This is a genomic window from Tessaracoccus coleopterorum, assembly GCF_011174705.1.
GTDB lineage: Bacteria > Actinomycetota > Actinomycetes > Propionibacteriales > Propionibacteriaceae > Arachnia > Arachnia coleopterorum.
In genome coordinates, this window is the sequence record NZ_JAANIJ010000001.1 from 1,070,209 (window position 1) to 1,096,758 (window position 26,550).

The window sequence follows — 26,550 nt, forward strand, 5'->3', positions numbered from 1 at the left end:
CGATCACGGACCGGGGACGGTCCCTCGCCAGGCAACCCGCACAGTCTAGCCCAGCCCGCCGCGTGGCCCAAAGGCGACGGGGTCAGCCCTCGGCGGCCGCCAACTGGGTCTCCAGGTGGAACACCTCGTCGAGGAACTCCACGCCTCGTCCGGCGCCCCTCCCCTCGAACAGCTCGGCCATCGCCGCCTGCCAGCGGGCATTCACCTCGGTGGCCGCGACCCGCGCCTGGCAGCGTCGAGGTCGTCGGACTCGCAGTAGCCCACGAGCAGTCCGTCATCGCGCAGGTGCAACGAGTAGTTGTGCCAGCCCGCGTCGCGCAGCGCACGCAGCAGTTCCGGCCAGACTGCGGCGTGGGCCTCGCGGTAGGCGGCCAGGTTGGCCGGGTCGACGTGGCCCAGGAAGCAGTAGCGGTTCACGGTTTCTCCTTATGAATGGGTAAGGGGAGGGCAGGTGTGCACCTGCCCTCCCCTTGGAAGACCCGACGGATCAGAAGTCGAAGTCGTCGATGTTGTCCGCGTTGAAGCGGTAGGGATCGCCGAGCAGGACGGTGTTGTCAGCCCGACGGTGTAACCGCCGAGCTTGCCCGCCTCGAACTTGTCGCCCTCGGCGCCGGTGACGGTGCCTTCGATCAGGGCCTTGGCGGCGAACGCGCTCAGGAAGCCGAGGTCCTCGGGTTCCACAGGGCGAACTCCGTGACGGTGCCGTCAGCGATGTACTCGCGCATCTGGTTCGGGGTGCCGAGGCCGGTCACGGCCACCTTGCCCTTGGCGGCGGAGGTGGAGATGTAGCGGGCCGCGGCGGCGATGCCGACGGTGGTGGGCGAGATGATGCCCTTGAGCTCGGGTAGGTCTGGATCAGGGCCGCGGTCTTGTCGAACGAGGTCTGGTCGTCGTCGTCGCCGTAGACGACCTCGACGAGCTCGATGTTCGGGTGGTTGGCGGTGAGCTCCTCCTTCATGAGCTCGATCCACGCGTTCTGGTTGGTGGCGTTGGCCGATGCGGAGAGGATGGCGATCTGGCCCGCGTCGCCGATCTGCTCGGCCATCATGTCGACCTGCGTCTTGGCGATGCCCGCGGCGTCGGCCTGGTTGACGTACAGGTCGCGGCACTCGGGTTGGTGTCGGAGTCGAAGGTGACGACCTTGATGCCCGCGTCGCGCGCCTCGTTCAGCGCGTCGCAGATGGCGGCCGGATCGTTGGCCGACACGACGATGGCGCCGACCTGCTGCTGCGTCAGCGTGTTGATGTAGCTGACCTGGGCGTCGGGCGTGGCCGTCGCGGGGCCGACCTCGGCGAACGTGCCGCCGAACTCCTCGACGGCGGCCTTGCCACCCTTGCTGGAGGCGTCGAAGTAGGGGTTGCCGAGGTTCTTCGGCAGGAAGGTGATGGACAGGTTGGCGGCGTCGCCGCCACCGCCGCCGCCACCGGTGGTCGCGGGCGCGGAGGATCGGTTCCGGCGGCCCCGCCACAGGCCGTGAGGCCCAGGCTGACGGCTGCCGCCGCTGCGATGAGTTTGCCCGAGAGGGACGTGAGCTTCATTGGACTTTCCCTTGGTTTGGTTTGCTCAGCCGACGGGTGTCGGGTGAGTGGTCTGTTGTTTGCGGTTGGCAACCTGGGTGCGGCGCCGCTGCACCCAGTCGATGACCGAGCTCGCGACGACGGAGACCACCAGCAGGACGCCGGTGATGATGTTGATGACGTCGGCGGTGACGTTGGCGAGCCGGAGGGCGCTGGAGAGCGACCCGATCAGCAGCACGCCGGCGATGACGCCGTGCAGGGCTCCACGGCCGCCGAAGACGGACACTCCTCCGAGCACGACCGCCGCGATCACCTGGAGCTCGAGGCCGGTCGCGTTGTCGCCTCGGGCCGAGCCGTAGCGCAGGGTGTAGTAGATGCCGCCGAGGGCGGCCACCAGCCCGCTCAGGATGAACAGGATGAGCCGGGTGCGGGCGACGTCGACGCCGTAGAACGTGGCGGCGTCCTTGCTGAGCCCGATGGCGTAGATGCCGCGACCGAAGCGGCTGAAGTGGAGCATCAGCGCGAACGCGACGAGCAGGACGACGAACAGGATCATCACCATCGGGATGGGCGTGCCGGGGATCTTGGCCTTGGCCAGCGACGTCCATTCCTTCGGGAAGCTCGTCACCGCGGTGGTGCCGAGCAGGCCGACGGCGATGCCGCGGTAGAGGGCCATGGTGCCGATGGTGACGGCGAGCGCGGGAGGCCGATCTTCGTGACGAGCAGGCCGTTGAGTGCCCCGCCGATGGCGCCGATGATCAGCGAGGCGACCATCGCAAGCGGGATCGACCAGCCGGCCTGGAACATGACGCCGAACACCACTGAGCTGAGCCCCACCATCGACCCGACGGACAGATCGATGTCGCCGGTGATCATGATCGGTGTCATGGCCAGCGCGATGATCAGGATCGGGGTCACGTCGAGGAGGAGGTAGGTCAACGTCGCGGGGGTGGCGAACTTCGGCACCATCAGCGAGGCGGCGGCCAGCACGATCACCAGCAGCGCGATGATCGCCGACTCCCGGTTTATGAGCAGCCTGCGCCACAGGGGTGCGTGTACTCCTGGTAGGTGCGCTCACTCATGCCCGGTCCCGCTTCTCGATGCGACGCTGATGATCGCGCTTTGCCAGGACCCGGTCGAGGACGATGGCACCGAGGATCAGGACGCCGACGACCGCCCTCTGCCAGAAGTCCGGGATGCCGAGCACTGGTAGCGCGCGGTTGATGGTGATCAGCAGGAAGGCGCCCAGCGCCGCGCCGATCACGGTGCCGGTGCCGCCGGTGATGGCGACGCCGCCGATGACTGCCGCGCCGACCGCCTCGAGTTCGAAGCCGTCACCCGCCTGCGAGTTGATGGTGCCGTAGCGGGCGGCGAACAGGACGCCCGCAAGGCCCGACATGACGCCGGAGAACACGAACGCTGTCAGCACGCGCCTGGTCTTGTTCAGCCCGTAGAGCTCGGCGGCATCAGGGTCGGACCCGATGGCGTAGAACTCGCGACCGCCGCGGGTGTTGTGCATGTACCAGGCCACGAACGCGAGAGCGATGAGCGAGATGATCGTCAGCACCGGGATCCCGAGGATCTGACGGGTGCCGAGGCTCAGAAACCCGCTGGGCAGGTCGGAGGCGTTGATCCGGTTCGATCCGGTCCACCACACGTTGATGCCACGGAATGCGTAGAGGGTGCCGAGTGTGATCACCATGGCCGGAACCTTGCCGAAGGCCACGAGCGCGCCGTTGATGAACCCGAGCAGCCCACCGAACACGCAGCCGATCACGAAGATCAGCGGATCGGGAGGTTGGGCGCCGCGACGAAGACGGTGCCGACCAGGTAGGCGGTGAGGCCGAGGATCGAACCGACAGAGAGGTCGACGCTGCGGGTGATGATGACCACCGCCTGGCCGAGCACCACCACGAGCAGGATCGATGGGGTGACGAGCAGATCGCGGAAGCCGTCGGAGGATGTCAGGAATGCCGGATTCTTCAGCGTCGTGATGGCGATCACGAGGATCAGCACCAGCGCGACGCCCATCTCACGGGAGGTGAAGATCCTGCGCAGCAGCCCCGCCCGGCGGGGGCCTCAGGTGCCGGGGCGGGTGCCGCCGGTGTCTCAAGCGTGGCGGTCACGCTGCCTCCTCGGAACGGGTTGCTGCCTGCATCACGGATTCGGGGTCGCCTCGGAGCGGTCGAGGGTGGCGGTGAGCCGTCCCTCGCGCATCACCAGGACGCGGTCGGCCATGCCCAGCACCTCGGGAAGTTCCGAGGAGATCATCAGGATCGCCATACCCTGGCAGGCAAGCTCCGACATCATGCGGTGCACCTCGGACTTGGTGCCGACGTCGATACCGCGGGTCGGCTCGTCGATGATGAGCACCAACGGGTCGGTGGCGAGCCACTTGGCCAGCACGACCTTCTGCTGGTTGCCGCCCGACAGGGTGCCGGCGACGGCATCCAGCGACGCGGTCTTGACCTCGAGCCGGCGGGCCCAGTCGTCGGCCGCGATGTTCTCGCGGCTGTTGGTGATGAGGCCGAGCTTCACGAGCGTGCGGCGGATCGCGTCGGTCAGGTTGGTGCGCACGGCCGCGTCGATCACGAGACCCTGTTTGCGTCTGTCCTCCGGCACCAACGCGATGCCGAGGCCCATGGCGTCGCCCGGGCTCTTCGGTCTGATCGCCTTGCCGTTGATCTCGACGCGGCCCGAGGTGTAGCCGTCGACGCCGAAGATGGCGCGGGCGACCTCGGAGCGACCCGCCCGACGAGCCCCGCGAGCGCGACGATCTCGCCGGCGCGCACCTCGAAGCTGATGTCGTTGAAGACCCTGGGCTGGTGAGGCGATCGACCCGCAGCACGACGTCGCCGATCTCGGCCTCCTGCTTGGGGAAGAGTTCGTTGACGTCGCGGCCGACCATCATCTTGACGATCTGGGCCGAGGTGGTCTCGGCGGCGGGGACGGTGGAGACGTAGGAGCCGTCACGCATCACGGTGATGGTGTCGCAGAGGTCGAACACCTCGTCGAAGCGGTGCGAGATGAACAGCAGCGCCCGGCCCTCGTCGCGAAGCTGGCGCGCGACGGTGAACAGGCGGTTCACCTCGACGCCGGAGAGGGCCGCGGTGGGCTCGTCCATGATGAGGACCTTGGCGTCGAGCGAGATTGCCTTGGCGATCTCGATGATCTGCTGATCGGCGATGGAGAGGCCGTCTGCCGGGCGGTCGGGATCGATCTGGACGCCGAGACGTCGCATCAGCGCCTCGACCTCCGCCCGCATGGCGGGGCGGTCGATCATGCCGAAGCCCTTGACGAGCTGGCGGCCCATGAACACGTTCTCGGTGACCGAAAGGTCCGGGAAGAGGGTGGGCTCCTGGTAGATCACCGCGATGCCCGCCGCTTTGGAGTCGGCGGTGGTGCGGAAGTTGACGGGCTCCCGTCAAGCAGAAATGTGCCGGAGTCGCGGGAGTAGAGACCCGCGATGATCTTGACGAGCGTCGACTTCCCCGCACCGTTCTCGCCGACCAGGGCGTGGATCGAACCGGGGTGGAGCGTCAGGTTGCCGTCACGCAGGGCGACGACCGCGCCGAAGCGCTTGCTCACGCCGGTAAGCGTCAACATTGCGTCATCCGCCATTCCTAGCCTCCTTGCCGGGTCTGTGCTCGACGTCGGGCACAGTGCGTTGGTGACGACACTACGCAAAGATATTGAAACGTGTCAACCGGGGTCCGGTAACAAGTTGACAACAAACTCGGCACCCCGGCCGCCGTCGGCGGTGGTTCCCCGGTGGCTATAGAGTGGCGCCCGAAAACACAGGCGGCAACGGTGCCGCCGAGCGTATCCGGAGGTGTCACATGGCGAGGCTGAGCATGCGCGAGGTGGCCGCCTTGGCGCAGGTGTCGGTCGGCACGGTCTCCAACGTGCTCAACAACCCCGACCTCGTCTCCCCGAGACGCGGGCACGCGTGCAGAGCGCCATCGACGAGCTCGGTTGGGTGCCCAACCGGCAGGCGCAGCAGTTGCGCGCCGGCCGCGGCCGCACGATCGGGTTGGCCGTGATGGATGTGGCCAACCCGTTCTTCGCCGACCTGCTGAGGGGCGCCCAGAAGGAGCTGAGCAGCAACGGCTTCGGCGCCACCATCGGCGATGCCGACAACAACGCGGACCTCCAGCAGAAGGTCCTGCGCAGCTTCCTGGCCCAGCGCGTCAGGGGCGTGATCCTCGGCCCCATCGGTAAAGCGCCGTCCGTGGTCGACGAGCTGCAGCGGGCGGGCATCCCGACGGTCCTGGTCGACCGGGCCGCCAGCGACAAGGGCGCCTGCACCGTCGGCATGGACGACGAGGCGGGCGGCCGGATGGCCGTCGAGCACCTGCTGCGGCGGGGCCACCGCTCCGTGGCGTTCGTCGGCGGTCCCGCCACGCTCGACCAGGTGCGCGACCGACTCTCGGGGCCACGGCCGCGGCCCGGGAGGCGGCGGCGACACTGACCACGCTGGCCGTCCCACAACTCGACTTCCCTCCGGCCGGCTCGCCGCCGACCGGATCGGCGCCATGTCGGCGGCCGAGCGCCCCACAGGCGTGTTCTGCGCCAACGACATGGCGGCCATCGGGCTGCTCCAGGGCCTGACCTCGATGGGCATCCGGGTGCCCGACGACATCGCCATCATCGGTTACGACGACATCGAGTTCGCCGCCTACGCCGCGGTGCCCCTCACGTCGGTGGCCCAGCCGCGGCGCGACATCGGGGCGACCGCGGCCACCCTGCTGCTGGCGGAACTCGAGGATCTCGAGGCGGGGCGCCCGCACGTCCACCGCTCGGTGATGTTCACCCCGTCCCTCGTGGAGCGCGCCTCGACCGCGCTCGCCTGAGCGGGCCCTTGACTGCGGCGCGCAGAGGGGTTATCTTCATGTTTGAAACGTATCAACCTCCAGCGTGGGAGTGCAGATGACCAACTTCGCCAGCATCACCGACCAACTCGCCGCCCAGGCGATCGAAGTCCCGTCGTGGGCGTACGGAAACTCGGGGACCCGGTTCCGGGTGTTCGGAAGCCCGGGGACGCCCCGCAACGTCTTCGAGAAGCTGGCCGATGCGGCCCAGGTGAACCGCTTCACGGGTCTCGCCCCAAGGTCGCCCTGCACTACCCCTGGGACAAGGTCGACGACTGGAGCGCCCTCGTCGATTACGCGGCCGAGGTCGGCGTCGGCCTCGGAACCCTCAACTCCAACACGTTCCAGGACGAGGAGTACAAGTTCGGCAGCCTGGCCCACCACGATCCCGCCGTCCGGCAGCGCGCCATCGACCACCACCTCGAGTGCATCGAGATCATGGACATCATCGGCTCGCAGGACCTCAAGATCTGGCTGGCCGACGGCACCAACTACCCGGGCCAGGGCGACATCCGCCGTCGTCAGGACTGGCTGGCCGACTCGCTCGCCAAGATCTACGCCCACATCGGCCCCGAGCAGCGCCTCGTTCTCGAGTACAAGTTCTTCGAGCCGTCGTTCTACCACACCGATGTGCCGGACTGGGGCACCTCGTACACGCAGGTGGCCGCCCTCGGCGAGCGTGCCGTGGTCTGCCTCGACACCGGCCACCACGCGCCGGGCACCAACATCGAGTTCATCGTCGCGCAGCTGCTGCGCCTCGGGAAGCTCGGCTCCTTCGACTTCAACTCGCGTTTCTACGCCGATGACGACCTCATCGTCGGCGCGGCCGACCCGTTCCAGCTGTTCCGCATCCTCTGGGAGGTGCGCCGCGGCGGTGGCTTCGACCCGGCGACGGGCGTCGCATTCATGCTCGACCAGTGCCACAACATCGAGGACAAGATCCCCGGCCAGATCCGCTCCGTGCTCAACGTGCAGGAGATGACGGCGCGGGTGCTGCTGCTCGACGTCGACGCGCTGCAGGCGGCGCAGGAGGCCGGCGACGTGCTCGGCGCCAACGAGGTGTTCATGGACGCGTTCTACCGCGACGTCCGCCCCGACCTCGCCGCCTGGCGCGAGTCGCGCGGGCTGGCCGCCGACCCGATGCGTGCCTTCGCCGACTCGGGTTACCTCGCCCGGATCGCCGAGGAGCGCGTCGGCGGCGCCCAGGCCGGTTGGGGCGCCTGACATGACGGGGTCCGTCGTCGCCGTCGACCTCGGAGCGACCAGCGGTCGCGTGGTGCTCGCCACGCTGACCGGCGGTCGCCTCGGTCTCACGGAGGTGCACCGCTTCTCCACCGCGGCGCGGCAGGGCGACGACGGACTCCGCCTCGACATCGCGGCGATCCTCGCCGAGGTGCAGGCCGGGATCGGCCGCGCCATCGAGGCCGCGCCGGGGCCGGTGGCCTCGGTCGGGATCGACTGCTGGGCGGTCGACTACGGGCTGCTCGACCCCACCGGGAGCTGACGGGGCTGCCGTTCAACTACCGCGATCCGCGCACCGCCGTCGGCAGGGCCGAGGTGGCGCGGCTGATCGAGCCGGAAGAGCTCTACGCCCGCGTCGGCATCCAGGACAACGCCCTCAACACCGTCAACCAACTGGTCGAGGACAGGATCGCGGGCCGGCTCGAAGAGGCCGACCGGTTCCTGCTGCTCCCCGACCTGCTGGGCTTCTGGTTGACGGGCCGTGCGGTCGCCGAACGCACCAACGCGTCGACCACGTCGCTGCTCGACCCCGTCTCGGGCGACTGGGCCTGGGAACTGATCGACCGGCTCGGCCTGCCGCGTCGCATCTTCCCGCCGCTGATCGAGCCGGGCGAGGTTGTCGGCACCATCCTCACCGGCCCGGCCGCCGGGCTTCCGCTGGTGGCGGTGGGCTCCCACGACACGGCCTCGGCCGTGGTGGGGACGCCGCTGCAGGGCCCGGACGACGCGTACCTCTCATCGGGCACGTGGTCGCTCATCGGCATGGAGCTCGACTCCCCGTGCTCAGCGAGGCATCCCGGGCAGCCAACCTCACCAACGAGATCGGCGTCGACGGCACCGTCCGCTACCTCAAGAACGTGATGGGCATGTGGCTGCTCAGCGAGTGCCTGCGCGACTGGGAACGCGCGGGTCGCTCCCACACCGTGCCGGAGCTGATCGCGGCGGCCGCCGACGTCGGCGACGTGCCCCGGTTCGACGCCACCGACCCGTCACTGATGCAGCCCGGTGGCATGCCCGCCCGGATCCGCGCGCTCGCAGGCGACGACCCGCGGCTCGACGACCCGGCCTTCCTCACCCGCACCATCCTCGAATCGCTCGCCGACGCCTACACCGCGACGCTGGCGGAGCTCTCCGCGCTCACCGGGCGCAGGCCCCGTCGCCTCGCCATCGTGGGTGGCGGCTCCAACAACTGGCTGCTCAACCAACTCACGGCCGACCGCAGCGGCCTCGAGGTGACCGCAGGCCCCGCCGAGGCGACCGCGCTCGGCAACGCCCTCATCCAGGCCCGTGCCGTCGGGCTCGCCGACGGCGACCTCACCGACCTCAGAAGGATCGTCATGGACTCCTCCAACGTCACCACCCACGTCCCCACCCCGCTGGCCGCGATCACGGCACTCAGCAACGAGTTCGGCGCGGATCCCGCGTTCGTGCGCGCCGGCGGTGGCAACTCGTCGGCCAAGGTCGACGGCGTGTTGTGGATCAAGCCGAGCGGGGTGTCGATGGCCGCGATCGGGTCGGGCGACCTCGTGCCGCTCCGCCTCGACGTGCTGCTCGACTCGCTCGACGCCCCCGACCCCGACCCGTCGTTCGGCGACCCCGTCAACCACATCGCGACGCTCGCGCGCACCACCCCGGGCCGCGGCGCCCGTCCGTGGAGATCCTGTTCCACGCGCTCATCCCGACACCTACGTGCTGCACACCCACCCGGTGCTGATCAACGCGGTGACGTGCAACGCCGACGGGGAGCGCATCACCCGCGACCTGTTCGGCGACGACGTGCTGTGGGTCGGCTACGTCGATCCCGGCCTGCCGCTCGCGCGGCTGATCAAGAGGCGCCGTGAGGAGTTCACCTCCCGCACCGGCCAGGAACCGCCGAAGGCGACATTCCTGATGAACCACGGCCTGATTGTCTCGGGAGACTCCCCGACGACGTGCGGCGGATCAGCAACAACATCATGGCAACCGTCGTCGATGCCCTGGGCGGCTCGGCACGCGACGGGCTCTCCGAGCTTGCTGACGCGTTCGGCACGGCGGTCGGTGCCGGGGCCGTCGCCATCGACGACGGCAGGCTCGCCGCCCGCTACCCCGCGACCGATGAGGGGCGCGCGTACCTCACGGAGGGGCCGCTGATCCCCGACCAGATCGTCTACGCGGGGTCGTTCCCGGTGGTCCTCGAAGAGGGGGTCGCCGTCGCCGACGCCGTCGCCGCCTTCCGTTCGGCGCACGGCACCGACCCCGTCGTCGCCGTCGCTCCCGGGCTCGGCGTGATCGCCGCCGGCGAATCTGCGAGGTCGGCCGGGACGGCCCTCGAGGTGTTCGTCGACGCGCTGACCGTCGTCGAGGCCGCCAACCGGCTCGGCCGGGTGCGGGCGCTCGACGAGCGGGAGCGGTCCTTCATCGAGAACTGGGAGGCGGAGGCCTACCGACAGCAGGTCGCCAGGAGCTGACCGGGTCGGGGCCCGACCCCAGCCGGGGCCGGGCCCCGATCCTCAGTCGATGGCCAGCGCCTCCGTCGGGGTGGCGTTGGCCGCCCGACGGCCGGGCAGGATCGAGGCGAGCACCGCCGCCAGCAGGCAGACCCCGATCAGACCGGCCGTGTAGAGCCAGTCGAGGGAGAACCGGAGCTCGACATCTGCCTCGGGCATGAGCGAGATCGCGGTCGAGACGCCGAGCCAGCCGAAGAACGCACCCGCGAGCAGGCCGATCACGGTGCCGATGCCGACGAGCGCGACCGCCTCGATCAGCAGCATCGTGCGCAGGCTGGCGCGCTGCATGCCGAGCGCCCTCAGCAGGGCCGACTCCCGCTGCCTCTCGATCACAGAGAGGCCGAGCGTGTTGCCGACGCCAACCAGCGCGATCAGCACCGCGACCCCCAGCAGCGCCGTCAGCACGATGAGCATCACGCCGAGGATCCGGGTGAGCATCGAGGCGAACACCGCGCCACCGCCGTCGGCGTCGACCCCGGGTACGTCGCGACCACCCTCAGCACCGAGTCGAGGGCGCCGAGCGAGGTGCGGTCGGTCAGCTGGACCCACACCGTCGTGACCGTCGACTCCCCGCGAGCGAGGCGAGGGTCTCCTCGGTGACCCACCCCACGTCATAGGGCACAGCGTCGACGAACTTCGTCTTCAGTTCCACCGCCCCCGTGACCGTCTGCACCGTGAGCCGGTCACCGGCCGAGCCGGCCGGGCCGTACGGGTACACCACGATGGTGCCCTCCGCGGGCGTCTCGGAGGCGGGCGTGCCGAGCCCGATCGCGGCGTACCCCTCGGCGGGGCGAACGCGTCGATCACGCCGCCGTCCACCTCGATCCGCTTCGACGCGATGGGCGCGACGGCCTTGACGCCGTCGACGGCGCGCAGGTCGGAGATGAGCTCGTCAGGGTCGCCGTCCATCCCCCGCAGTGAGAGCGCCACGTCCACCGGGTACCGGGAGTTGATCGACTCCATGCCGGAGCTCCTGGCCGTGGCGAGCGCCACCTGGAGCGTCACGATGAGCCCGACGGCGAGCATCAGGGCCATCGCGGTGGAGGCCGCCCGCTGCGGGTTGCGCGCGGCGTTGGTGAAGGCGAGGCGGGTGGTCGGTGAGATCGGGCCGAACATGCGGGCGCCGAGCCGCAGCAGCGGGGCCACGTAGAACGGGCGGCGCCGAGCACGGCGATCGTCAGGAAGATCCCGACGCCGATCGCCCAGGCCATCGCCCAGGTGCCGCCCTGTCTGCTCATCACGAAGGCCCAGACGGCGAGCGCCCCGGCCAGGGTGCACACGACGACACGCACCACGCCGGCCCGGTGCGCCTCGGCCGGGTGGGCACCGTCTGCAGTGCCTCGAGCGGCTTGACGCGCGCGGCCCGCAGCGACGGCCCGACGGCGGCGACCACGGTGGCCAGCACACCGACCAGCCAGGCGACGGTCAGTTCGAGCGGGACGATGGTGAGGCCGAAGAAGTTGGACCCGGTGAAGGTGCCGCCGATCCAGGCGACCAGGAAGCCGAGCCCGAGGCCCAGCAGCGATCCGATCGCCCCCAGCAGGAGCGACTCGACCAGCAGCCGCCCTGTGACCTGCCCCGGGGTCGCTCCGATGGTGCGCAGCAGCGCCAGCTGACGGCGTCGCTGGGCGGCGAGGATGGTGAACGTGTTGGCGATGGTGATCATGCCCACCAGCAGCGCGATCGCCGCGAAACCCTGCAGCAGGTACTTGAAGACGTCGAAGTCGCCGGTCATGTCGACGAGGCTGGCGTTGCGCTCGGCCTGCCCGTCGAGGACCTTGCTGACATCGCCCAGCGCCTTCAACTCCGCGGTGACCCGCTCGACGTCTGCGCCCGGGCGAGCCGGACGGCGACGTCGGTGGCCCACTCGCCGGACACCGAGGGCGCGCCGGTGTAGCCGGTGACCGCCCACAGTGTCCTGGGGTCGTCGGTGCGGCCCACCACGGTGACCGCCTCCCCGTCCGCGGTGAGCTCGTCGCCGACGCGCGCCTCCAACGTGTCCATCGCCTGCCCGGAGAGTGCGACCTCATCGGGTGAGGAGGCATCCGGCCCTCGGTGACGTCTGCCCAGGCGAGGCCCTCCGCGGCGGTTGGTACAAGGTGGCGAGCATCGACACGCCTGCCCTGCGGAGGAACACGCCCGCCCCGCTGTCCACGACGCCGGTGGCGGTGACCCCTTCGACGGCGGTCGCGGCGTCCGCGACGGCGCCCGCCCTGCCCTCCGTCGTCTCGAGGACGAGGTCGGCCTTGGCGATCGGGAGGGCGCTGAGGCTGCCCATCGCCGTCTGCTGCGAGTTCACGAACACCGAGATGGCCGCGATGAAGCCGACGCTGATCGCGATCGCGATCAGGGTCGCGACGAACCGGCCCGGATGGAGCCGTAGCTCACTGACCGCTTGGCGCCACATCAGGCCACCGAGCCGGACAGGAGGGAGAGGATGGTCTCGGTGGTGGGGTTGGCGACGTCCTCGACGATGCGGCCGTCGAGCAGCATCAACGCACGGTCGGCGTAGGCGGCGGCCCTCGGATCGTGGGTCACCATGATGATGGTGCGGCCCTGGTCGCGGGCGCAGGAGCGCAGGTACTCGAGCAGTGCTGTGCCGCTCCTCTGGTCGAGCGCACCGGTCGGCTCGTCGGCGAAGATCACCTCGGGACGGGTGACCAACGCCCGGGCGACGGCGACGCGCTGCTGCTGGCCGCCGGAGAGCTGGCTGGGGCGGTGGGTGAGTCGGTCGCCGATACCCAGCGAGCCGACCACCTGCTCGAACAGCTGCCGGTCGGGCTTGCGGCCCGCCAGCTCGAGCGGCAGCAGGATGTTCTGCTCCGCGGTGAGCGTCGGCAGGAGGTTGAAGGCCTGGAAGACGAAGCCGATCTTGTCGCGGCGCACCCGGGTGACCGTCTTCTCGGGCAGGACGGCGATGTTGTCGGCGCCGATGTAGACCTCGCCCCGGGTTGGCCGGTCCAGCCCCGCCATGCAGTGCATCAGCGTCGACTTGCCCGAGCCGGAGGGCCCATGATGGCCGTGAACGACCCGGGTGCGATGGACACCGACACGTCGTCGACGGCGACCACCGGGGTCTCCCGGTGGTGAAGACCTTCGTCAGGTGCACCGCTCCGCACGCGGGCGGCTGGTTCAGGGGTGGCTCATCGGGGTCCTTTCGGCAGTGGTCGCAGGAAAAACTACGGCACAGGCCGTGGACGGCGGATCGGCCCGACGTCGCCGTCCGCGCCGATCCTCTGCGACCGCGGTAGCGGGGTCCCCTAGGATCGTGGCCATGCAGCGCAGAACCGTAGCCCTCCTGGGCCCCGCGTTCGTGGCAGCGCTCGCATACGTCGACCCCGGCAACGTGGCCGCCAACCTGAGCGCGGGCGCCGAGTACGGCTACCTCCTCGTCTGGGCGTTGGCGCTCGCCTGCCTGATGGCCATGCTGGTGCAGTACCTCTCCGCCAAACTCGGGTCGTGACCGGCACGTCGCTCAGCACCCAGATCCGGGACCACCTGATGAAGCGTCGCCTGCACGTCGTGTGGCGGATCCTGTACGGCGCGCAGGCGGTCGCGGTCGCCATCGCGACCGACCTGGCCGAGGTGGTGGGCGGCGCCATCGCGCTGCACCTGCTGTTCGGGCTGCCCATGTGGCTCGGGCCATCATCGTCGGTGGCGTGGCCATCGCCTCGCTGCACTGGATGCGCAGGAGGGCGAACACTTCTTCGAGGTGCTGATGGCCGGGGTGCTCGGCGTGATCGCCATCGGCTTCCTCGCGACGCTGTTCTGGCTGCCACCCGACCCGTCCGCTACCCTTGCCGGCCTGATCCCGCGCTTCGCGGACGCCGGCTCGGTGCAGTTGGCCGCTGCGATGCTCGGCGCCACCGTGATGCCGCACGCGATCTATCTGCATTCCGCGCTCGCCCGCGAGCGCCACTCCTACTCGAGCGAGCCGATCCCGCGGCTCCTGCACGTGCAACGCGTCGACGTGGCCGTGGCGCTGACCATCGCGGCCGCCGTCAACATCTCGATGCTGCTGTTCGCGGCTTCCGGGTTGCGCGGCTCATCGTTCGACTCCATCGAGGGCGCCTACGCGCAGATTCTCACGCTGGTGGGCGCGCTGCCGGCCACCGTGTTCGCCGTCGGCCTGCTGGTGTCGGGGCTCGGGTCGGCGATCGTCGGCACCGATGCCGGGCAGGGATGATCCACGACCTGGTGTCGCCCAGGATCACCCGACGGCGCGGAGGTTGGTCACGCTGGTGCCCGCGGTCGGCGTCCTGGGCGCGGGCTGAACGCGACGCAGGCCCTGGTCCAGTCGCAACTGGTGCTGAGCTTCGGCATCGCGTTCGCGCTCGTGCCGCTGGTGCTGCTCACGTCGAGCCGCACGGTGATGGGTGCCTTCAGGAACCCCCGTTCGTGACGGCGGTCGCGTGGGTCGTCGTCGCGGCGGTGCTGGCGCTCAACGCCGCCGTGCTGATCATCGGCTGAGCGGTCAGGGCATGACGAGGGCGGGCATCCTTCTTCCTGATGCCCGCCCTCGTGGAAGCGCGTGGTGTCAGGCCTGACCACCGAACAGCGACGTGACCGACCCGTCGAGGAACACGGCGTTGATCGCCTTGGCGATGAGCGGCGCGATCGACAGAGTCGTCAGGTTGTTGATCGGCTCGACCGGCCTGATCGGCAGCGTGTTGGTGACGACGATCTCCTCCATGCCGGACGCGTTGAGGCGCTGTGCGGCGGGCCGGAGAAGACGGCGTGCGTGGCGGCCGCGATGACCCGCTTCGCGCCCCTCTCCCGCAGGGCCTCGGCCGCCTGGGCGATGGTGCCCGCGGTGTCGATCATGTCGTCGACGAGCACACAGGTCTTGCCCGCCACGTCACCGACGACCTCGTGCACGGCGACCGTGTTGGCCTTGTCCATGTCGCGGCGCTTGTGGATGATCGCGAGCGGGCAGCCGAGCTTGTCGGTCCAGAGGTCGGCGAGCCGCACCCGGCCCGCGTCGGGCGAGACGATGCACATCTCGGAGGCGTCGTACTTCTCCGACACGTAGTCGGAGAGGACCGGCAGGCCCACAGGTGGTCGACCGGCCCGTCGAAGAAGCCCTGGATCTGCGAGGCGTGCAGGTCGACAGACATGATGCGGTCGGCTCCGGCGGCCTTGTACAGGTCGGCGACCAGGCGGGCCGAGATGGGCTCACGGCCGAGGTGCTTCTTGTCCTGACGGGCGTACGGGTAGAACGGTGCGACCACGGTGATGCGCTTGGCTGAGGCGCGCTTCAGCGCGTCGACCATGATGAGCTGCTCCATGATCCACTCGTTCACCGGTGCGGTGTGGGACTGGATGACGAACGCATCGCAGCCACGCACCGATTCCTCGAAGCGGACGTAGATCTCCGAGTTCGCGTAGGTGAGGGCGCGGGTCGGGACCAGCTCCTGGTCCATCAGCTCCGCCACCTCCTGCGCGAGCTCAGGGTACGCACGCCCGCTGAACAACATCAGGTGCTTGTCGTTCTTGGCGATCTGGGTCATCAAGGTCAGGCCTTCTTCTCTCTGGACTCGAGCACTGCTGGGTGGGCCGCCCCGTCCGAGTCGGCCGCTGCCGCGGCCCACTTGGATCCTGGACGACGTTCATTGATCCATCCCTCAACGTTGCGCTGGCGACCGCGCGCCACCCCAACGCCCCGGCGGGGACGTCTTCGGTGATGGCCGAGCCGGCGGCGACAAGGGCGCCGGCCCCGATGTCGACGGGTGCGACGAGGACAGAGTTGGAGCCCACGAAGGCGTTCTTGCCCACGTGCGAGGTTGACTTGTGGATGCCGTCGTAGTTGGCGAAGATCGTGCCTGCGCCGATGTTGGCGCCCTCGTCCACGATCGCGTCGCCGCAGTAGGCGAGGTGCGGCACCTTCGCGCCGTCGGCGATCTGGGCGTTCTTCGTCTCCACGAAGGTGCCGATCTTGCCTTCACGGCCGAGGATCGTGCCTGGCCGCAGGTAGGCGAACGGGCCGACGCTCGCGTGCTCGCCGATGACGGCGAACGAACCGTGGGTGCGGATGACCTCGGCGCCCTCGCCGACCTCGACGTCCATCAGGGTGGTGTCGGGCCCGATGGTGGCGCCGGCGCCGATGGTGGTCGCTCCCTGGAGGGTTACCCCGGGAAGGAGCGTGACGTCCTCGGCGAGGTCGACGTCGACGTCGATCCACACGCTGGTGGGATCGACCATGGTGACGCCTGCCAACATCCACGAGTCGCGGATGCGGCGGTTCATCTCGGCGTTCATCCGGGCGAGTTGGACGCGGTCGTTGACGCCCTCGGTCTGCCACACGTCGTCGATGCTGTGTGCGCCGACGCGCTGTGAGCGCTGGGCTGCGAAGTGCACGACGTCGGTGAGGTACTGCTCACCCTGCGCGTTGTCGGTGGTGAGCGAGGCGAGGCCCTCACGCAGGGTGGAGGCCTCGAAGACGTAGATGCCGGAGTTGATCTCGCTGATCGCGAGCTGCTCCTCGGTGGCGTCCTTGTGCTCGACGATCCCGGTGACGTTGTCGCCGTCGCGCACGATGCGGCCGTAGCCGCTCGGGTCGTCGACGGCGGCCGTCAGGATGGTGATCGCGTTGAGGTTGGCGCGGTGGGTGGCGACGAGGTCGCGGAGCGTCTCGCCGGTGAGCATCGGCACGTCGGCGTAGGTGACGACGACCTCACCCTCCAGGTCGTCGAGGCCCTCGAGCCCGCAGGCGACGGCGTGGCCGGTGCCGAGCTGGTCGCTCTGAACGGCGGTGCTGACAGCGGCCGACAGCTTTTCGAGGTGTGCCTCGACCTGATCGCGCAGATGCCCGACGACGACCACGAGATGATCCGGGTCGAGGGCCGCGGCGGCCGAGACCGCGAAACTCAGCATCGACTTGCCAGCCACTTCGTGGAGGAGTTTCGACCGGGACGACTTCATTCGGGTTCCGCCACCTGCGGCAAGAACGACGACGGCTGCGACTGGCGCGTCGGTTGACAACGGTTTCTCCTTCTCAGGCCGGGCGTCTTATCCGGGTGACGCCCGCCGCCCCACTGGGAGTTCCGCGCGCCACGATCAGAGTCGCTTCGCATCATACGGCGTCCGGAACCTCCGTGCCGACTCACGAGGACTCCGACCCGGACTCCGGCCCCCTCGACGCCCCGCGTCCCGGAAAAATCGGCCAGTAGCCGATTCTGATCGGTCTACCTGGAAGAAGTGACCACTGACCCGCGTCCTCCCCTGCCGGCCCCCCGGAAAAAATCGGCCAGTAGCCGATTCTGACCGGTCTACCTGGAAGAAGTGACCACTGACCCGCGTCCCCCCCTACCGGACCCCCGGAAAAAACGGCCAGTAGCCGATTCTGACCGGTCTACCTGGAAGAAGTGACCACTGACCAGCCGCGACGGCGTCAGGGCAGGTCTGTGCCGTGAGGCCGTTCGACGCCCCATGTGTGAGCAGAACTCGTGGGCAGAGCCCTCCGGCTCACTTGATCCGGGGCGTTTGGACCTTGCCAGAGCGGCTTTGAGCTCCCCGGGCAGGGCCGAACCTTCGCCGATGGCGGTGACTACAACTTCGCCGTCGGCGGCACCGGAAACGGGTCTCGGCAGAGCCGGAGCCCAGCCGGCCGCATGGGGGCGCCGGACGTCGGGGGTGGGGTCAGTCCGACAGCTGACCCCGTTTCCGTGTCCTACGCGTCAGCCTGACTACCGCGACGTCGCCGAGAACGCACCCAGCGGCCAGGGGAACCGGCGCTCGATGAACGTCGTCCCGTGGAAGTTCTGCTCCATCTCCACCACCGGCACGGGCAGGAAGTAGGTGCGCACGAACGCCGCCGGATCGCTGCCGAGCAGCGCGATCACCTCCCCAGGTCGTCGGCCCCACGGTTGGCGGCATCCAGCGTCAACACGTCGGTCAACTCAGCGATCAGCCCTGCGGGAACCTGCCGGTCCGTCTCCAGCGCTTCCCGCAGCACGCGGGCGAGGTTCGTCTCCCGGCAGTGGTAGACGTAGGCGAGCACCCGACGGCGGAACTCGCGGAGCTCCACCACGAACGCCCGGAACGCGTCACCCTCAGCCCCGGGGATCCTGTCCTGCACCGACTCGGCCAGCGCCAGGGCGCTCTCCTGCCGGTCCGCGCAGGACCGCCACCGCAGCCCGAGATCCTCCAGGAGCCACGGGTGCGGCTCCATGTCGTCGACCACCATGAAGGTCGCCGCCCTCGTCGAGCGCCACGACGGCGTCTCGGCCACATATCCCCTGATGGCCGCCGCCGTCAGCGCGTGGGCCGGATCGCTCTTGCCCACCTCACGCACGAACCACGACGCGTCCCACGGGAACAGCTCCATGGCCTCGCTGGCCAGTCGCCACACCTCCTCGACGATCCGCCGGGTCTCCTCGTCCCCGTACCCCTCCGACAAGGTGGCCAGCACCGTCGCGTCGGACAGGGGAGGCGCCTGCCAGCCGAGGGCCGCAGCGCGGAGGTTGGGGTCCACGGCATGCACGTTGAGGCCGTAGTACTCCTTGACGCCGGTCGCGCCCGGTACGTCGATCATCGCCCGCACCTGGCGGTAGGTGGTCAGCGGCGACTGCAGCGCCAGGAACGGCTCGACCTCCTCGCTCGCGGCGCCGAAGAAGCCCTCGAGGATCACCGGAATGCCCCGCGCTGCGGCGGCCCGCGTCAGGTTCCGCACGTGCCGGTCGGCCGGCAGCGCGGCCATCACCTCGGCGGCGTTGTTGTGTAGGGCCAGGGCGAAACCGGCGGTGTCGATGCGTTCGATGATGCGCAGGATCTGCCCGGCGGACAGCTCCCACGGCTCCCAGCAGATCCTGCCGCCAGGACGCACCTCCTGCCAGCGGGCGGTGAGCATCTCCAGGAAGGGGTCAGCCGACGGTGCAGCGGGATCCCGGCGCACCGCGGGCAGGCGCCGAATTCCGAGCACAGCCACGCGTCCTGGTCATACGTGTAGAGCCACAGGTCGTCGACGGCGAACTCGGCGGCGAAGGCGCCCAGCAGAAGCGCGTAGCGCTCGCCGACGGCGGGGTCGAGGATGCAGTTCGGCTGCGGGTCGGCGTGCGCCGTGTGGTTGTTGAACGGGATCCCGCAGTTGAAGGCCGTCCGGAACCCGGCCTCCTGCGCGAGTGCGAGCCGGAGGCGAAGGTCGTCGCGCCGTCCCTCGTAGCGGGAGGGTCGCTGTTCAGCCGGAGGGGCTGCGGGTACCGCGCCTCGTCTTCCGGCGCGAGCCGCACCACGTCCTCCAGGTTGAGGGGCTCGTCGGCCGGCCTCGCTCCCCACCCGATGTTGACCTGGACGCCTGTGAAGCCGAGCTCCCGCAACCGGTCCATGGCCCCCTCGCCCCAGCCGGCCGCATGCGGGTCGGCGGGATGGCCCAGGATGGCGATCCGCTCTGTGATGGTGTTGTGCACGATTCCTCATCTCGGGCCGTGGCCCGCTCGTATCGGGGTCCGGAAACCGGACCGGGCTGGCCGGGGCGCGCACGCACCCCGACCAGCCGTATGGACCTGGAAGCCGACTAGCGCTTCACCTTGACGGTGATCGGCGCGCTCGTCGTCGTCCCGGCGTGGTTGCGGAACTCCACGGTGTACTCGTAGGTTCCCACGGGCATACCGGTGACCGTGTAGGTGGCCCGCTGCGCCCCCGGCGTCGCCGCCGTGAGTTCGCCCTCGGCCACCGGTTCCCCGTCCTGGAAGAACGTGTACGCGGTGGCGTTGGTGCCCCACCACAGGTTCGCGGTCACCGTGTAGTCGCCGTTGCCGTCATGGTTGTCGTCGGACAGTGCCAGCTTGCCGGGCTTGGCGTCCTTGACGGTCACGGACACGGGCTTCACCCACGTCACGCCCTGGCTGTTGATCAGCTGGGCGGTGTAGGTGTAGGTGCCGTCGACGCGTCCCTGCACGGGACGGTGATGCTCTGCGCCGCCGGGCCGGCCGCCGCCAGCTCCGCGGTGTGGATGAGCACCCCGTTCTCGTACACCTTGACCCGCGAGGCGTTGGCGCCCCACCAGAGGTTCAGCCGCACCTCGTAGTTGCCGTCGGCGAGCCCGTTCTGCCACCCGCTGGTGGTCGAGAGGACCCCGACTGCCGGGGCCGCCGTCTCCATGTCGACGACCGCCGGCGGACCGGCGACCTCGATGGAGTCGACCCGGATGGTCCCGGCCGCCGCCGCACCGATCGTCAGTTCGGCGATCCGTTCCCCGGGCACACCCCAGCCGGGCATCCCCGTCATGTCGATCGTCAGCACGCCGTCGACGGCGTCGGCGACCGGAGCGGAGATCGTCCGGACAGGGGTCTCCCGGTTCTCGGACTGCAGCCGGTAGCTGACGACGAGCGCCTCGATGGCGGACGGGTCGGTGCCCTCGGCGAAGGTCACCTGGATCCGGTCCATGTCGGAGAGGTTGATGCGCGTCGGAGCGTAGTCGGCCCCGGTCCGGATCCCACCGGTGGCGCCCGCGAACTTCAGCACGGCGATGTCACCGCGCGTGATCGAGGCCCCGCCGAACGTCCGCCACGGGACGTAGCCCTTCCCTGCGAAGTCGAGGTCGTAGGTCGCCGCGGTCGTGAAGGACTTCACCGTCGTCGACGTCGCCGACCCGGCCGGGTTCACGGCCGTGACGTTCCAGTAGTAGGTCATGCCCGGTTCGAAGGCCATCCGCTGGGTCCCGCTGCCGTAGTTGAAGGCCGTCTTGAGGCCGGACTTGGCGTACGGGTGGACGGTGGTCGAGAGCACGAGCGTGTCGGTGGTCAGCGCCGGATCAGTGCCGACCCGGACGGTGTAGCTGGTCGCCCCGACGAGGTGGCCCACGAGAAGGCGTTCACGTTGAGGGGATCGAGGACGGCGCCGTCGGCCGGGCCCCGGAGCCCGAAGGCCTTCGGCGCAGCGGCGGCGGTCGGGTTCCCCGTGATCCGCACCGTGGCGAGATCCCAGGCGTCGGCATTCCAGGCGGTGCTGACATCGTCCTGCCCACCGAACATGATCCGCTTCACGCCGTCGGCCTCGTAGAGGCTGCCGTCGCCGTTGCGGAACCAGCCGGCGTTGTGGTTCATGCGGAAGTCGGTCAGGTACTCGCCGATCTCACCCAGGTAGTTCCACTCGGTGGTGAGCAGGTCGCTGCCGAGGGAACGGTAGACGTAGGTGGAGGCGTCACCGTTGGAGGGAGCTGGGACTTCGTGGCCACGTACCAGCGGCCCTCGGCCTCGGAGAAGGCGAGATCGGCGAAGGTGTCGCCGCCGGACATCGGGAGCATGTCGATCCGCTCCGCCAGCGTGCCGTCGGCGTTGACCTCGCGGATCAACATCGCGCTGTTTCGACCGGTATCGAAGTACGCCACGTGCGGCTTCCCGTCGACCGTGAAGAGCCCCGGCATGCCGACGCCGTAGTCGTACTGCATTCCGGGCTCCACGAGGAGCGGGGCGTCGCCGTACTTCTTCCACTCGGTGCCGTTGTTGGAGAAGGCCATCCCGAGTTTGGTGTTCTGGCTCGACAGGTCGGCGGCACCGTAGTACATCAGGTACGACCAGTCGTCTCCGTCGACGGTGAAGTCGCCGCGGATGACGCTCGGGTCACAGGCGTGTGTGACCTCCCAGGGGACGTCGGCCGCGAGCACGAGCTTCGGCTTGGACCAGGTGTCCTCGGCGACCGGGCCCTCGGAGTAGTAGACGCCGTCGCCGCCCGCGTTGTGGCCACACCACCAGGCCTTCTGGAGGCCGTCCTCGACGATCACGCTGGGGCGTAGTCGTAGGAGAAGCCGGTGCCGTCGTCGCGGCGGATGACGATGCCGTCGGAGTCGAACGTGACGCCCTCTGCCACGCCGTCGACGAAGCCGGGCGACTTGACGGGCCGCTCCATCATCGACTGGAGGTAGAGGCCGCGGTCGCCGCGCACGGGGACCCCGTTCTCGTAGGCGGTGCCGGACGTGTAGCCGTCGGAACTCAGGCTCCACCAGGCCACGGGGCCGTCGGGCGCGGTGGCCTCCAGGTAGTAGGTGCCGGGCGTCAGCGGGGCGGAGGTCTTCACTCCCTCCCACACATGGTCGCCGAGCCTGGTGATCTCGCGGCTGGCGACCACGTCACCCGCGGGCCGTCCTCACGGAGGGTGAGGGTGAGGCCCTTGCCCTCGCCGGAGTAGTTGGAGAAGCGGCCGCCGACGGTGTCGATGGGGGAGCCGTCTCGCCGATCATGAAGCTCTGGCCGAGGCTGGTCGTCGACGTTGCGTGCAGGTCGGCGGGGTAGTCCCACTTGGAGACAGGACGGGCGGTGCGCCCTCGAACCGCAGTTCGCCCTCGCCGAGCGGGACCACGGCCTCGATGGAGATCGTCCGGTCACCGGGACGGGGCTGTCGTTGCGCAGCGCCTCTCCCCGGCGTAGACGTCCTCGCTCGTCGACCACCAGGCCACCTGGCCGTCGGGCACGCTGGCCTCGAGGTAGTAGGTGCCGGGTGCGAGCGTCGTGGGCTGGTGACGGCGACCCACACGTTGTCCTTGAGCCCCAGGATGGCCTCGGAGACGAGCACCTCGCCGGCGGGCCCATCCGCCTTGAGGGTGAGGGTCATGCCCTTTCCTCCGCCGGAGTAGTTCGCGAAGCGTCCGCCGACGGTGTTGTAGTTCTCACCGTCGGCGGGGATCGTGACGCTCTGGCCGATCGAGGTGGTGCCGGGGTCGTGCAGGTTGCCGGGGTAGGTCCAGCTGTCGACGAGGTAGATGGGATCGGCGGCCGCGATGCCCGGCTGGGTGAGCATGCCGCCCAGCAGCGCAAGGCTGGCGCCGAACGTCACGATTCGACGCGTCCTGGCCCACCCTTCCGCGGTTCTGAGTGGTGTGTTTTCGCTGGTGGTCTCATGTTGCATCGTCTCCTTTGCCGACGCCAGGTTCCTGGTGGAACGTTTAATCATTATCCTTGCGACTACCCTCCGCCTGTCAATAGACGAAGGTTGACTGTGGTGTGACTAGCTGCGACCCACCCTCAGGGGTGCCGTCGAGGCTCGGGGAGCGAGTTCAGGCAGCAGCACCCTGCTGCTGTGTCGGTGGGGTTCCCTGGACCGCTCGGAGATCAGCATTTCGAGCGCGAGCGCGCCCAGCTCCTCCTTCGGCTGCCGGACGGAAGTCAGCGGGATGGGCAGATCCTGGGAGCGGTCGAGGTCGTCGTAGCCGACGACCGCCACCTCGCCGGGTACCGGAACCTTCGCCTCCCGCAGGGCGCGCAGCAGGCCGATCCCCACCAGATCGTTGGCCGTGGCGAGGCCGTCGAACGGGAGACCGCTGCGCACGAGCCGCTGGCCCACCTCCACGCCGGCCGCAACGTCCATCGCCTGGATCGGCACCCATTCGAGGCTGATGCCTGCGGCGTCGGCGGCCCGCTTGGCGCCGCGGTAGCGGGCGCGCGTGACGCCGTAGTCGTCGGGTGCGATGTAGCCGACGCGCGTCGCGCCGACGGAGATGAGGTGCTCGAGGACCAACTGCCCGCCGGCGCTGTCGTCGGCCGCGACCGAGCAGTAGGAGTCGGGGCCTCCGCGTCGACGAACACGACGCGGGTGCCCTTCGCGGGCGACCAGCGCTCGAGGATCGCCTTCGCGCTCTGGACCGGGAGCAGGACGATGTCCTCCACCTGCTGCTCGGTCAGGCTCAGCAGGGTGGCCGTCTCGTGATCCTCGTTCTCGAGGCTGTCGGCGACGACGACCAGCAGCCCGTGCTCGGCCGCGCGGTCGATGACCCCCGCGCCATGCTGGCGAAGAAGGAGTTGGCCAGGTTCGGCACCAGAAGGCCGATGATCGCCTTCTCCTTGGTCCGCAGCTCGAAGGCCGATCGGTTCCGCACGAAGCCGAGCTCGCGGATGGCCTCCTCGACGCGGTGCTTCGTCTTCTCCGAGAACCGGCCGGTCGAGTTCAGGACGTTGGAGACGGTGGCGACCGACACCCCGGCCGCGGCAGCGACATCCCGGATGCTGACGGTGCCTCCGTCTGCGGTCATGCGCCACCCCCTGTCATCCGGACGGCGGCCCCTCACACCCATGCTCATGGCGTCCGCCGAAGCAGGAGGGTGGACCGCCCACTCGGAGCATATACGGCTGAGACTCCGGGCGGCGTATCCCGCGGGGGTCACGAAAGTGGGGATGACGCCGTCGGGAATCTCGGTGCGGATCCGCAACTCGTCGCCGTCGGTCTCCCACTCGACGGCGATCCTCCCGTACGGGGTGGTGCGGGCGTGGCTGGCCGAGGTGATCTCCCGGCTCGGCAGTGGAGAGATCTCGACGCTGGCGTAGGCCGGGCCCGTCCGGCGGATGCCGCCGATCCGGTCGCAGATCCACTCGTCGACCGCGCCGTAGGCGTAGTGGTTGAAGGAGTTCATGGCGGGGTCCTGGAAGCCGCCCTCCTCCGTCCACGAGTCCCAGCGCTCCCACATCGAGGTGGCGTCGCCATGCTTGACCGGGTAGAGCCACGACGGCGGCGCGTCCCCCAGGAGCACCCGCAGCGCGACGTCGTCGCGCCCGACCTGGGTGAGGGCAGGCAGGAGGTAGGGCGTCGTCAGGAAGCCGGTCGACAGGCGGAACCGATTCTCCTCGAGCAGGGCGGCCAGGTCGGCGGCGACGGCGGGGATCTCGTGGTCGTCGAGCAGCCCGAAGTGCAGGGCCAGGACGGCGGCGCCCTGGGTCCGGGCGCTCGGCAGGCCGTCGCGGAGGAACCGTTCACGCCAGGCGTCGCGGACCCTTCCGGCGAGGGCGTCCCAGCCGTCGGCCCTCTCGTCGTCGACGGCGGCGGCGCAGCGGGAGGCGAGCAGGGCCGCCCGGTGGTAGAAGGCGGTGGCGACGAGGTCGAGCGGGGTCGGGTCGAAGGCCAGCCAGTCGCCGAACCCCTCGGCCGGGCGGATCAGGCCCTCGCTGTTGCGCTCGAGGTAGGCGAGCCAGCCCGCCATCGCGTCGAGGTTCTCGACGAGGATGCTGCGGTCTCCGTAGGCCTGATACATCTCCCACGGCACGATCACGATCGCGTCGCCCCAGCCGGCCGCGCCGTCGTGGCTGCCCGCAAGCGAGGTGGTCAGGACGTCGGGCGCCACGTTTGGCACGGAGCCGTCCGCGGTGATGGCGTCGCGGACGTCACGCAGCCACTTCCTGAAGAACTCCAGCGCCCGGAAGTTCAGCGCGGCGGTGGCCGCGAAGATCTGCGCGTCGCCCGTCCAGCCAAGGCGTTCGTCGCGCTGCGGGCAGTCGGTCGGGACGCTCAGCAGGTTTGCCCGGGCGCTCCAGAGGACGTTGTCGTGCAGCCGGGTGAGGTGGGGTCGGAGCAGCGGAACCCGGCCAGCGGCGCGAGGTCGGCGGAGACGGCGACGGCTTCGAGGCCCGTCAGGTCCGCGCCTGCCAGGCCGGTGATCCCGGCGTAACGGAATCCGTGGACGGTGCCGGTCGGGGCCAGCTTCGTGCGGCCGACCGGCCCTGCGAACGTGTACCCGTCGGTGGCGGCGGCCGACCGGAGGGAGTCGGTGTACAGGGCGCCGTCCGCCGTCAGGACCTCCGCGTGGCGCACGGTGATGGCCTGACCGTCGTGTTCCCACAGGTCGAGCTCGACCCAGCCGACCATGTTCTGACCGAAGTCGACGACGTATTCGTCGCCCACCCAGGAGCCGGACCTGGCCGGGAAGCGGCCGATCGGCACCACCGGCGGGCGACGCCCGCGACGCACTCCCCCACCATGGGGGCGACCTCGATCACGTCCAGCGGGGCTCCCGGGTCCGCCGCGACGCGCGTGTCGCAGCCGTTCTGCAGGTCGGCGTAGGTCAGCGACGATTCCCGGGCCGACCAGTGGGGCCCGGTGCCGGCGATCACGTCGCGTCCGCCGTCGCGGAGCGCCTCGACCTGGGCGAGCACGGCCCGGATGGGGCTGTAGTGCGCGGTGCCGAACCAGCAGATGTGCCCCACGGCCCAGCCGTCGGTGACGCGGATCTCGAGCCGATTGGCGCCGGGCCGCAGGAGATCTGTGACGTCGAGGGTCTGGTACTGCAGCGTCCTGGCGACGTCGGTCCAGCCGGGCGCGAGGCATTCCGCCGACACGGGCAGCCCGTTCAGCGTGATGTCGAGCACTCCGAGCGCGGTCGCCCGGAGGAGGTACAGGTCGCCCGGCACCGGTGACGCATCGAAGTCGACCGAGAAGAGAGGCGCCGGGCGCTGCGGACGCGACGCGTCCGGCGGCTCCTCGACGCGGCGGGGCCGACCGGGTCGAGCCCACCGAGGCGCGCCTCCTGGGCCGTCGAGATCCAGGCGGCAGACCAGGGCCGTCCGCACAGGCCCGTGACGAACTGTGCGTCATCGGTGGTCCACCGCCGCCCCCGTGGCCGCGGAAGGCGAGCCGCCACGAGTGGGTCGTGTGCGGCAGCAGCGTCGGCCCCGCGTAGTCCAGGAATGCGGGCCCCGGCCGCGACCATTCCGACTCCCAGCTGCGCCCGGCGCCGTC

General features: G+C 69.8%; 38 protein-coding genes and 6 pseudogenes. 11 read left to right on the forward strand and 33 right to left on the reverse strand.

The features are described from left to right. Positions 1–82: 82 nt before the first annotated feature. From G7085_RS29755 to G7085_RS24745, 11 genes and pseudogenes are all read right to left on the reverse strand, one after another. Positions 83–205 (reverse strand): hypothetical protein, encoded by a 123-nt coding sequence (locus G7085_RS29755; RefSeq protein WP_269451799.1) that lies wholly within the window; start codon positions 203–205, stop codon positions 83–85. Beyond that, entirely contained in the window at positions 202–417 is a 216-nt protein-coding gene (locus G7085_RS24720) for an L-rhamnose mutarotase (protein WP_331715523.1), read from the reverse strand. Before G7085_RS24720 ends, G7085_RS29755 begins: the two co-directional genes overlap by 4 nt. Before the next feature lie 9 nt (positions 418–426). Further along, positions 427–681: a hypothetical protein gene (locus tag G7085_RS24725; protein WP_231979300.1), complete on the reverse strand. Its 255-nt coding sequence runs from the start codon at positions 679–681 to the stop codon at positions 427–429. Further along, positions 654–1,470: pseudogene (locus G7085_RS34360) on the reverse strand (substrate-binding domain-containing protein). The gene G7085_RS24725 and the pseudogene G7085_RS34360 overlap by 28 nt, the downstream one beginning before the upstream one ends. Positions 1,471–1,563: 93 nt before the next feature. Continuing rightward, the gene (locus G7085_RS06750; protein WP_269451800.1) at positions 1,564–2,193 is read right to left on the reverse strand and encodes an ABC transporter permease; all 630 of its coding nucleotides are present in this window, start codon (positions 2,191–2,193) and stop codon (positions 1,564–1,566) included. Then, on the reverse strand, positions 2,142–2,507 hold the full coding sequence (locus G7085_RS29760; protein WP_331715524.1) for an ABC transporter permease: 366 nt from the start codon (positions 2,505–2,507) through the stop codon (positions 2,142–2,144). The genes G7085_RS06750 and G7085_RS29760 overlap by 52 nt, the downstream gene beginning before the upstream one ends. An 88-nt stretch (positions 2,508–2,595) precedes the next feature. Then, on the reverse strand, positions 2,596–3,294 hold the full coding sequence (locus tag G7085_RS06755; protein ID WP_197510367.1) for an ABC transporter permease: 699 nt from the start codon (positions 3,292–3,294) through the stop codon (positions 2,596–2,598). Positions 3,295–3,299: 5 nt separating this feature from the next. Beyond that, entirely contained in the window at positions 3,300–3,548 is a 249-nt protein-coding gene (locus G7085_RS06760) for a hypothetical protein (protein WP_197510368.1), read from the reverse strand. Between the two features lie 126 nt (positions 3,549–3,674). After that, positions 3,675–4,352 (reverse strand): ATP-binding cassette domain-containing protein, encoded by a 678-nt coding sequence (locus tag G7085_RS24740; RefSeq protein ID WP_331715944.1) that lies wholly within the window; start codon positions 4,350–4,352, stop codon positions 3,675–3,677. A 331-nt stretch (positions 4,353–4,683) separates the two neighbouring features. Then, positions 4,684–4,887 (reverse strand): annotated as a pseudogene (locus G7085_RS29765) (D-xylose ABC transporter ATP-binding protein); the annotation flags it as partial. Next, on the reverse strand, positions 4,884–5,105 hold the full coding sequence (locus G7085_RS24745) for an ATP-binding cassette domain-containing protein (protein ID WP_231979301.1): 222 nt from the start codon (positions 5,103–5,105) through the stop codon (positions 4,884–4,886). The gene G7085_RS24745 and the pseudogene G7085_RS29765, both read right to left, overlap by 4 nt. A gap of 251 nt (positions 5,106–5,356) precedes the next feature. Here G7085_RS24745 and G7085_RS34365 point away from each other — a divergent pair, with 251 nt between their 5' ends. From G7085_RS34365 to G7085_RS34370, 8 genes are all read left to right on the forward strand, one after another. Then, the gene (locus G7085_RS34365) at positions 5,357–5,560 is read left to right on the forward strand and encodes a LacI family DNA-binding transcriptional regulator (protein ID WP_197510369.1); all 204 of its coding nucleotides are present in this window, start codon (positions 5,357–5,359) and stop codon (positions 5,558–5,560) included. After that, on the forward strand, positions 5,467–5,988 hold the full coding sequence (locus G7085_RS06775) for a LacI family DNA-binding transcriptional regulator (protein ID WP_331715525.1): 522 nt from the start codon (positions 5,467–5,469) through the stop codon (positions 5,986–5,988). The genes G7085_RS34365 and G7085_RS06775 overlap by 94 nt, the downstream gene beginning before the upstream one ends. A 55-nt stretch (positions 5,989–6,043) precedes the next feature. Then, complete coding sequence (locus G7085_RS06780) at positions 6,044–6,370, forward strand: substrate-binding domain-containing protein (RefSeq protein WP_331715945.1); 327 nt, start codon at positions 6,044–6,046, stop codon at positions 6,368–6,370. A 135-nt stretch (positions 6,371–6,505) separates the two neighbouring features. Continuing rightward, the gene (locus tag G7085_RS06785; RefSeq protein WP_331715526.1) at positions 6,506–7,612 is read left to right on the forward strand and encodes an L-rhamnose isomerase; all 1,107 of its coding nucleotides are present in this window, start codon (positions 6,506–6,508) and stop codon (positions 7,610–7,612) included. A 1-nt stretch (position 7,613) separates the two neighbouring features. Next, complete coding sequence (locus tag G7085_RS06790; RefSeq protein WP_197510371.1) at positions 7,614–7,892, forward strand: hypothetical protein; 279 nt, start codon at positions 7,614–7,616, stop codon at positions 7,890–7,892. 53 nt (positions 7,893–7,945) lie between these two features. Then, positions 7,946–8,491: an FGGY family carbohydrate kinase gene (locus tag G7085_RS29770; RefSeq protein ID WP_197510372.1), complete on the forward strand. Its 546-nt coding sequence runs from the start codon at positions 7,946–7,948 to the stop codon at positions 8,489–8,491. Further along, a complete protein-coding gene (locus G7085_RS06800; protein ID WP_197510373.1) occupies positions 8,410–9,471 on the forward strand; it encodes an FGGY-family carbohydrate kinase in 1,062 nt (353 codons plus the stop codon). Before G7085_RS29770 ends, G7085_RS06800 begins: the two co-directional genes overlap by 82 nt. Further along, positions 9,353–9,760: a hypothetical protein gene (locus G7085_RS34370; protein WP_197510374.1), complete on the forward strand. Its 408-nt coding sequence runs from the start codon at positions 9,353–9,355 to the stop codon at positions 9,758–9,760. The genes G7085_RS06800 and G7085_RS34370 overlap by 119 nt, the downstream gene beginning before the upstream one ends. A gap of 359 nt (positions 9,761–10,119) precedes the next feature. Here G7085_RS34370 and G7085_RS06810 read toward each other — a convergent pair whose 3' ends face one another. The 7 genes and pseudogenes from G7085_RS06810 to G7085_RS06840 all read right to left on the reverse strand — a co-directional run. After that, positions 10,120–10,554 (reverse strand): ABC transporter permease, encoded by a 435-nt coding sequence (locus G7085_RS06810; protein WP_197510375.1) that lies wholly within the window; start codon positions 10,552–10,554, stop codon positions 10,120–10,122. Next, positions 10,530–10,667 (reverse strand): hypothetical protein, encoded by a 138-nt coding sequence (locus G7085_RS06815; protein ID WP_197510376.1) that lies wholly within the window; start codon positions 10,665–10,667, stop codon positions 10,530–10,532. Before G7085_RS06815 ends, G7085_RS06810 begins: the two co-directional genes overlap by 25 nt. Before the next feature lie 91 nt (positions 10,668–10,758). Then, entirely contained in the window at positions 10,759–11,262 is a 504-nt protein-coding gene (locus G7085_RS06820; RefSeq protein WP_197510377.1) for an ACT domain-containing protein, read from the reverse strand. Between the two features lie 91 nt (positions 11,263–11,353). Continuing rightward, on the reverse strand, positions 11,354–11,920 hold the full coding sequence (locus G7085_RS06825) for an ABC transporter permease (protein WP_197510378.1): 567 nt from the start codon (positions 11,918–11,920) through the stop codon (positions 11,354–11,356). Further along, a complete protein-coding gene (locus tag G7085_RS06830) occupies positions 11,917–12,111 on the reverse strand; it encodes a hypothetical protein (protein WP_197510379.1) in 195 nt (64 codons plus the stop codon). Before G7085_RS06830 ends, G7085_RS06825 begins: the two co-directional genes overlap by 4 nt. Before the next feature lie 31 nt (positions 12,112–12,142). Beyond that, positions 12,143–12,523, reverse strand: coding sequence for a hypothetical protein (locus G7085_RS06835; RefSeq protein ID WP_197510380.1), 381 nt, complete (start codon positions 12,521–12,523; stop codon positions 12,143–12,145). After that, positions 12,523–13,196, reverse strand: a pseudogene (locus G7085_RS06840) (ABC transporter ATP-binding protein); the annotation flags it as partial. The gene G7085_RS06835 and the pseudogene G7085_RS06840, both read right to left, overlap by 1 nt. A gap of 194 nt (positions 13,197–13,390) precedes the next feature. Between G7085_RS06840 and G7085_RS29775 the strand changes: the two are divergent. Further along, positions 13,391–13,698, forward strand: a pseudogene (locus G7085_RS29775) (Nramp family divalent metal transporter); the annotation flags it as partial. A gap of 136 nt (positions 13,699–13,834) precedes the next feature. After that, positions 13,835–14,518 (forward strand): annotated as a pseudogene (locus G7085_RS29780) (divalent metal cation transporter). A 135-nt stretch (positions 14,519–14,653) separates the two neighbouring features. Here G7085_RS29780 and G7085_RS06850 read toward each other — a convergent pair. The 12 genes and pseudogenes from G7085_RS06850 to G7085_RS06905 form a co-directional block, all read right to left on the reverse strand. Beyond that, positions 14,654–15,593, reverse strand: a pseudogene (locus G7085_RS06850) (ribose-phosphate diphosphokinase). Further along, entirely contained in the window at positions 15,565–17,097 is a 1,533-nt protein-coding gene (gene glmU / locus G7085_RS06855) for a bifunctional UDP-N-acetylglucosamine diphosphorylase/glucosamine-1-phosphate N-acetyltransferase GlmU (RefSeq protein WP_408647068.1), read from the reverse strand. The pseudogene G7085_RS06850 and the gene glmU overlap by 29 nt, the downstream one beginning before the upstream one ends. Positions 17,098–17,801: 704 nt before the next feature. After that, positions 17,802–17,957, reverse strand: a complete 156-nt coding sequence (locus G7085_RS06860) for a hypothetical protein (protein WP_197510381.1) — start codon at positions 17,955–17,957, stop codon at positions 17,802–17,804. Next, the gene (locus tag G7085_RS06865) at positions 17,954–18,964 is read right to left on the reverse strand and encodes a hypothetical protein (protein ID WP_197510382.1); all 1,011 of its coding nucleotides are present in this window, start codon (positions 18,962–18,964) and stop codon (positions 17,954–17,956) included. Before G7085_RS06865 ends, G7085_RS06860 begins: the two co-directional genes overlap by 4 nt. Before the next feature lie 13 nt (positions 18,965–18,977). Continuing rightward, the gene (locus G7085_RS06870; protein WP_197510383.1) at positions 18,978–19,520 is read right to left on the reverse strand and encodes a hypothetical protein; all 543 of its coding nucleotides are present in this window, start codon (positions 19,518–19,520) and stop codon (positions 18,978–18,980) included. 107 nt (positions 19,521–19,627) lie between these two features. After that, on the reverse strand, positions 19,628–20,011 hold the full coding sequence (locus G7085_RS24760; protein ID WP_197510384.1) for a chitinase N-terminal domain-containing protein: 384 nt from the start codon (positions 20,009–20,011) through the stop codon (positions 19,628–19,630). After that, the gene (locus G7085_RS06880; RefSeq protein WP_197510385.1) at positions 19,966–20,916 is read right to left on the reverse strand and encodes a hypothetical protein; all 951 of its coding nucleotides are present in this window, start codon (positions 20,914–20,916) and stop codon (positions 19,966–19,968) included. The genes G7085_RS24760 and G7085_RS06880 overlap by 46 nt, the downstream gene beginning before the upstream one ends. Further along, a complete protein-coding gene (locus tag G7085_RS06885) occupies positions 20,856–21,158 on the reverse strand; it encodes a hypothetical protein (RefSeq protein WP_197510386.1) in 303 nt (100 codons plus the stop codon). The genes G7085_RS06880 and G7085_RS06885 overlap by 61 nt, the downstream gene beginning before the upstream one ends. An 11-nt stretch (positions 21,159–21,169) precedes the next feature. Continuing rightward, the gene (locus G7085_RS06890) at positions 21,170–21,835 is read right to left on the reverse strand and encodes a hypothetical protein (RefSeq protein WP_197510387.1); all 666 of its coding nucleotides are present in this window, start codon (positions 21,833–21,835) and stop codon (positions 21,170–21,172) included. Next, complete coding sequence (locus tag G7085_RS06895; RefSeq protein WP_197510388.1) at positions 21,832–22,179, reverse strand: hypothetical protein; 348 nt, start codon at positions 22,177–22,179, stop codon at positions 21,832–21,834. Before G7085_RS06895 ends, G7085_RS06890 begins: the two co-directional genes overlap by 4 nt. A gap of 108 nt (positions 22,180–22,287) precedes the next feature. After that, positions 22,288–22,884: a hypothetical protein gene (locus tag G7085_RS06900; protein WP_197510389.1), complete on the reverse strand. Its 597-nt coding sequence runs from the start codon at positions 22,882–22,884 to the stop codon at positions 22,288–22,290. Positions 22,885–23,055: 171 nt separating this feature from the next. Then, positions 23,056–23,565 carry a LacI family DNA-binding transcriptional regulator gene (locus tag G7085_RS06905; protein ID WP_197510390.1) on the reverse strand — a complete coding sequence of 170 codons (510 nt, stop codon included), beginning with the start codon at positions 23,563–23,565 and terminating at the stop codon, positions 23,056–23,058. Here G7085_RS06905 and G7085_RS06910 point away from each other — a divergent pair. Then, positions 23,551–23,754, forward strand: a complete 204-nt coding sequence (locus tag G7085_RS06910; protein ID WP_197510391.1) for a hypothetical protein — start codon at positions 23,551–23,553, stop codon at positions 23,752–23,754. The genes G7085_RS06905 and G7085_RS06910 overlap by 15 nt on opposite strands. Here G7085_RS06910 and G7085_RS06915 read toward each other — a convergent pair. Genes G7085_RS06915 through G7085_RS06920 form a run of 3 tightly spaced genes read right to left on the reverse strand, consistent with a single transcriptional unit; the run spans position 23,732 to position 26,222 of the window. After that, positions 23,732–25,390, reverse strand: coding sequence for an alpha-L-rhamnosidase-related protein (locus tag G7085_RS06915; RefSeq protein WP_331715946.1), 1,659 nt, complete (start codon positions 25,388–25,390; stop codon positions 23,732–23,734). The genes G7085_RS06910 and G7085_RS06915 overlap by 23 nt on opposite strands. After that, positions 25,324–25,680, reverse strand: a complete 357-nt coding sequence (locus G7085_RS24765) for a family 78 glycoside hydrolase catalytic domain (RefSeq protein ID WP_231979304.1) — start codon at positions 25,678–25,680, stop codon at positions 25,324–25,326. Before G7085_RS24765 ends, G7085_RS06915 begins: the two co-directional genes overlap by 67 nt. Continuing rightward, positions 25,605–26,222 carry an alpha-L-rhamnosidase N-terminal domain-containing protein gene (locus tag G7085_RS06920; RefSeq protein WP_197510393.1) on the reverse strand — a complete coding sequence of 206 codons (618 nt, stop codon included), beginning with the start codon at positions 26,220–26,222 and terminating at the stop codon, positions 25,605–25,607. The genes G7085_RS24765 and G7085_RS06920 overlap by 76 nt, the downstream gene beginning before the upstream one ends. Between the last annotated feature and the right edge of the window lie 328 nt (positions 26,223–26,550).

Excerpts from the sequence above, each read along its gene's own strand:
- G7085_RS06790 (WP_197510371.1), top strand. The coding sequence starts at position 7,614 with ATGACGGGGTCCGTCGTCGCCGTCGACCTCGGAGCGACCAGCGGTCGC.
- G7085_RS06865 (WP_197510382.1), bottom strand. The coding sequence starts at position 18,964 with ATGCTCACCGCCCGCTGGCAGGAGGTGCGTCCTGGCGGCAGGATCTGC.
- G7085_RS06750 (WP_269451800.1), bottom strand. The coding sequence starts at position 2,193 with ATGGCCCTCTACCGCGGCATCGCCGTCGGCCTGCTCGGCACCACCGCG.
- G7085_RS06835 (WP_197510380.1), bottom strand. The coding sequence starts at position 12,523 with ATGTGGCGCCAAGCGGTCAGTGAGCTACGGCTCCATCCGGGCCGGTTC.
- G7085_RS06885 (WP_197510386.1), bottom strand. The coding sequence starts at position 21,158 with ATGAACCACAACGCCGGCTGGTTCCGCAACGGCGACGGCAGCCTCTAC.
- G7085_RS24765 (WP_231979304.1), bottom strand. The coding sequence starts at position 25,680 with ATGGTCGGCTGGGTCGAGCTCGACCTGTGGGAACACGACGGTCAGGCC.
- G7085_RS06810 (WP_197510375.1), bottom strand. The coding sequence starts at position 10,554 with ATGCTCACCCGGATCCTCGGCGTGATGCTCATCGTGCTGACGGCGCTG.
- G7085_RS06760 (WP_197510368.1), bottom strand. The coding sequence starts at position 3,548 with ATGGGCGTCGCGCTGGTGCTGATCCTCGTGATCGCCATCACGACGCTG.
- G7085_RS34365 (WP_197510369.1), top strand. The coding sequence starts at position 5,357 with ATGGCGAGGCTGAGCATGCGCGAGGTGGCCGCCTTGGCGCAGGTGTCG.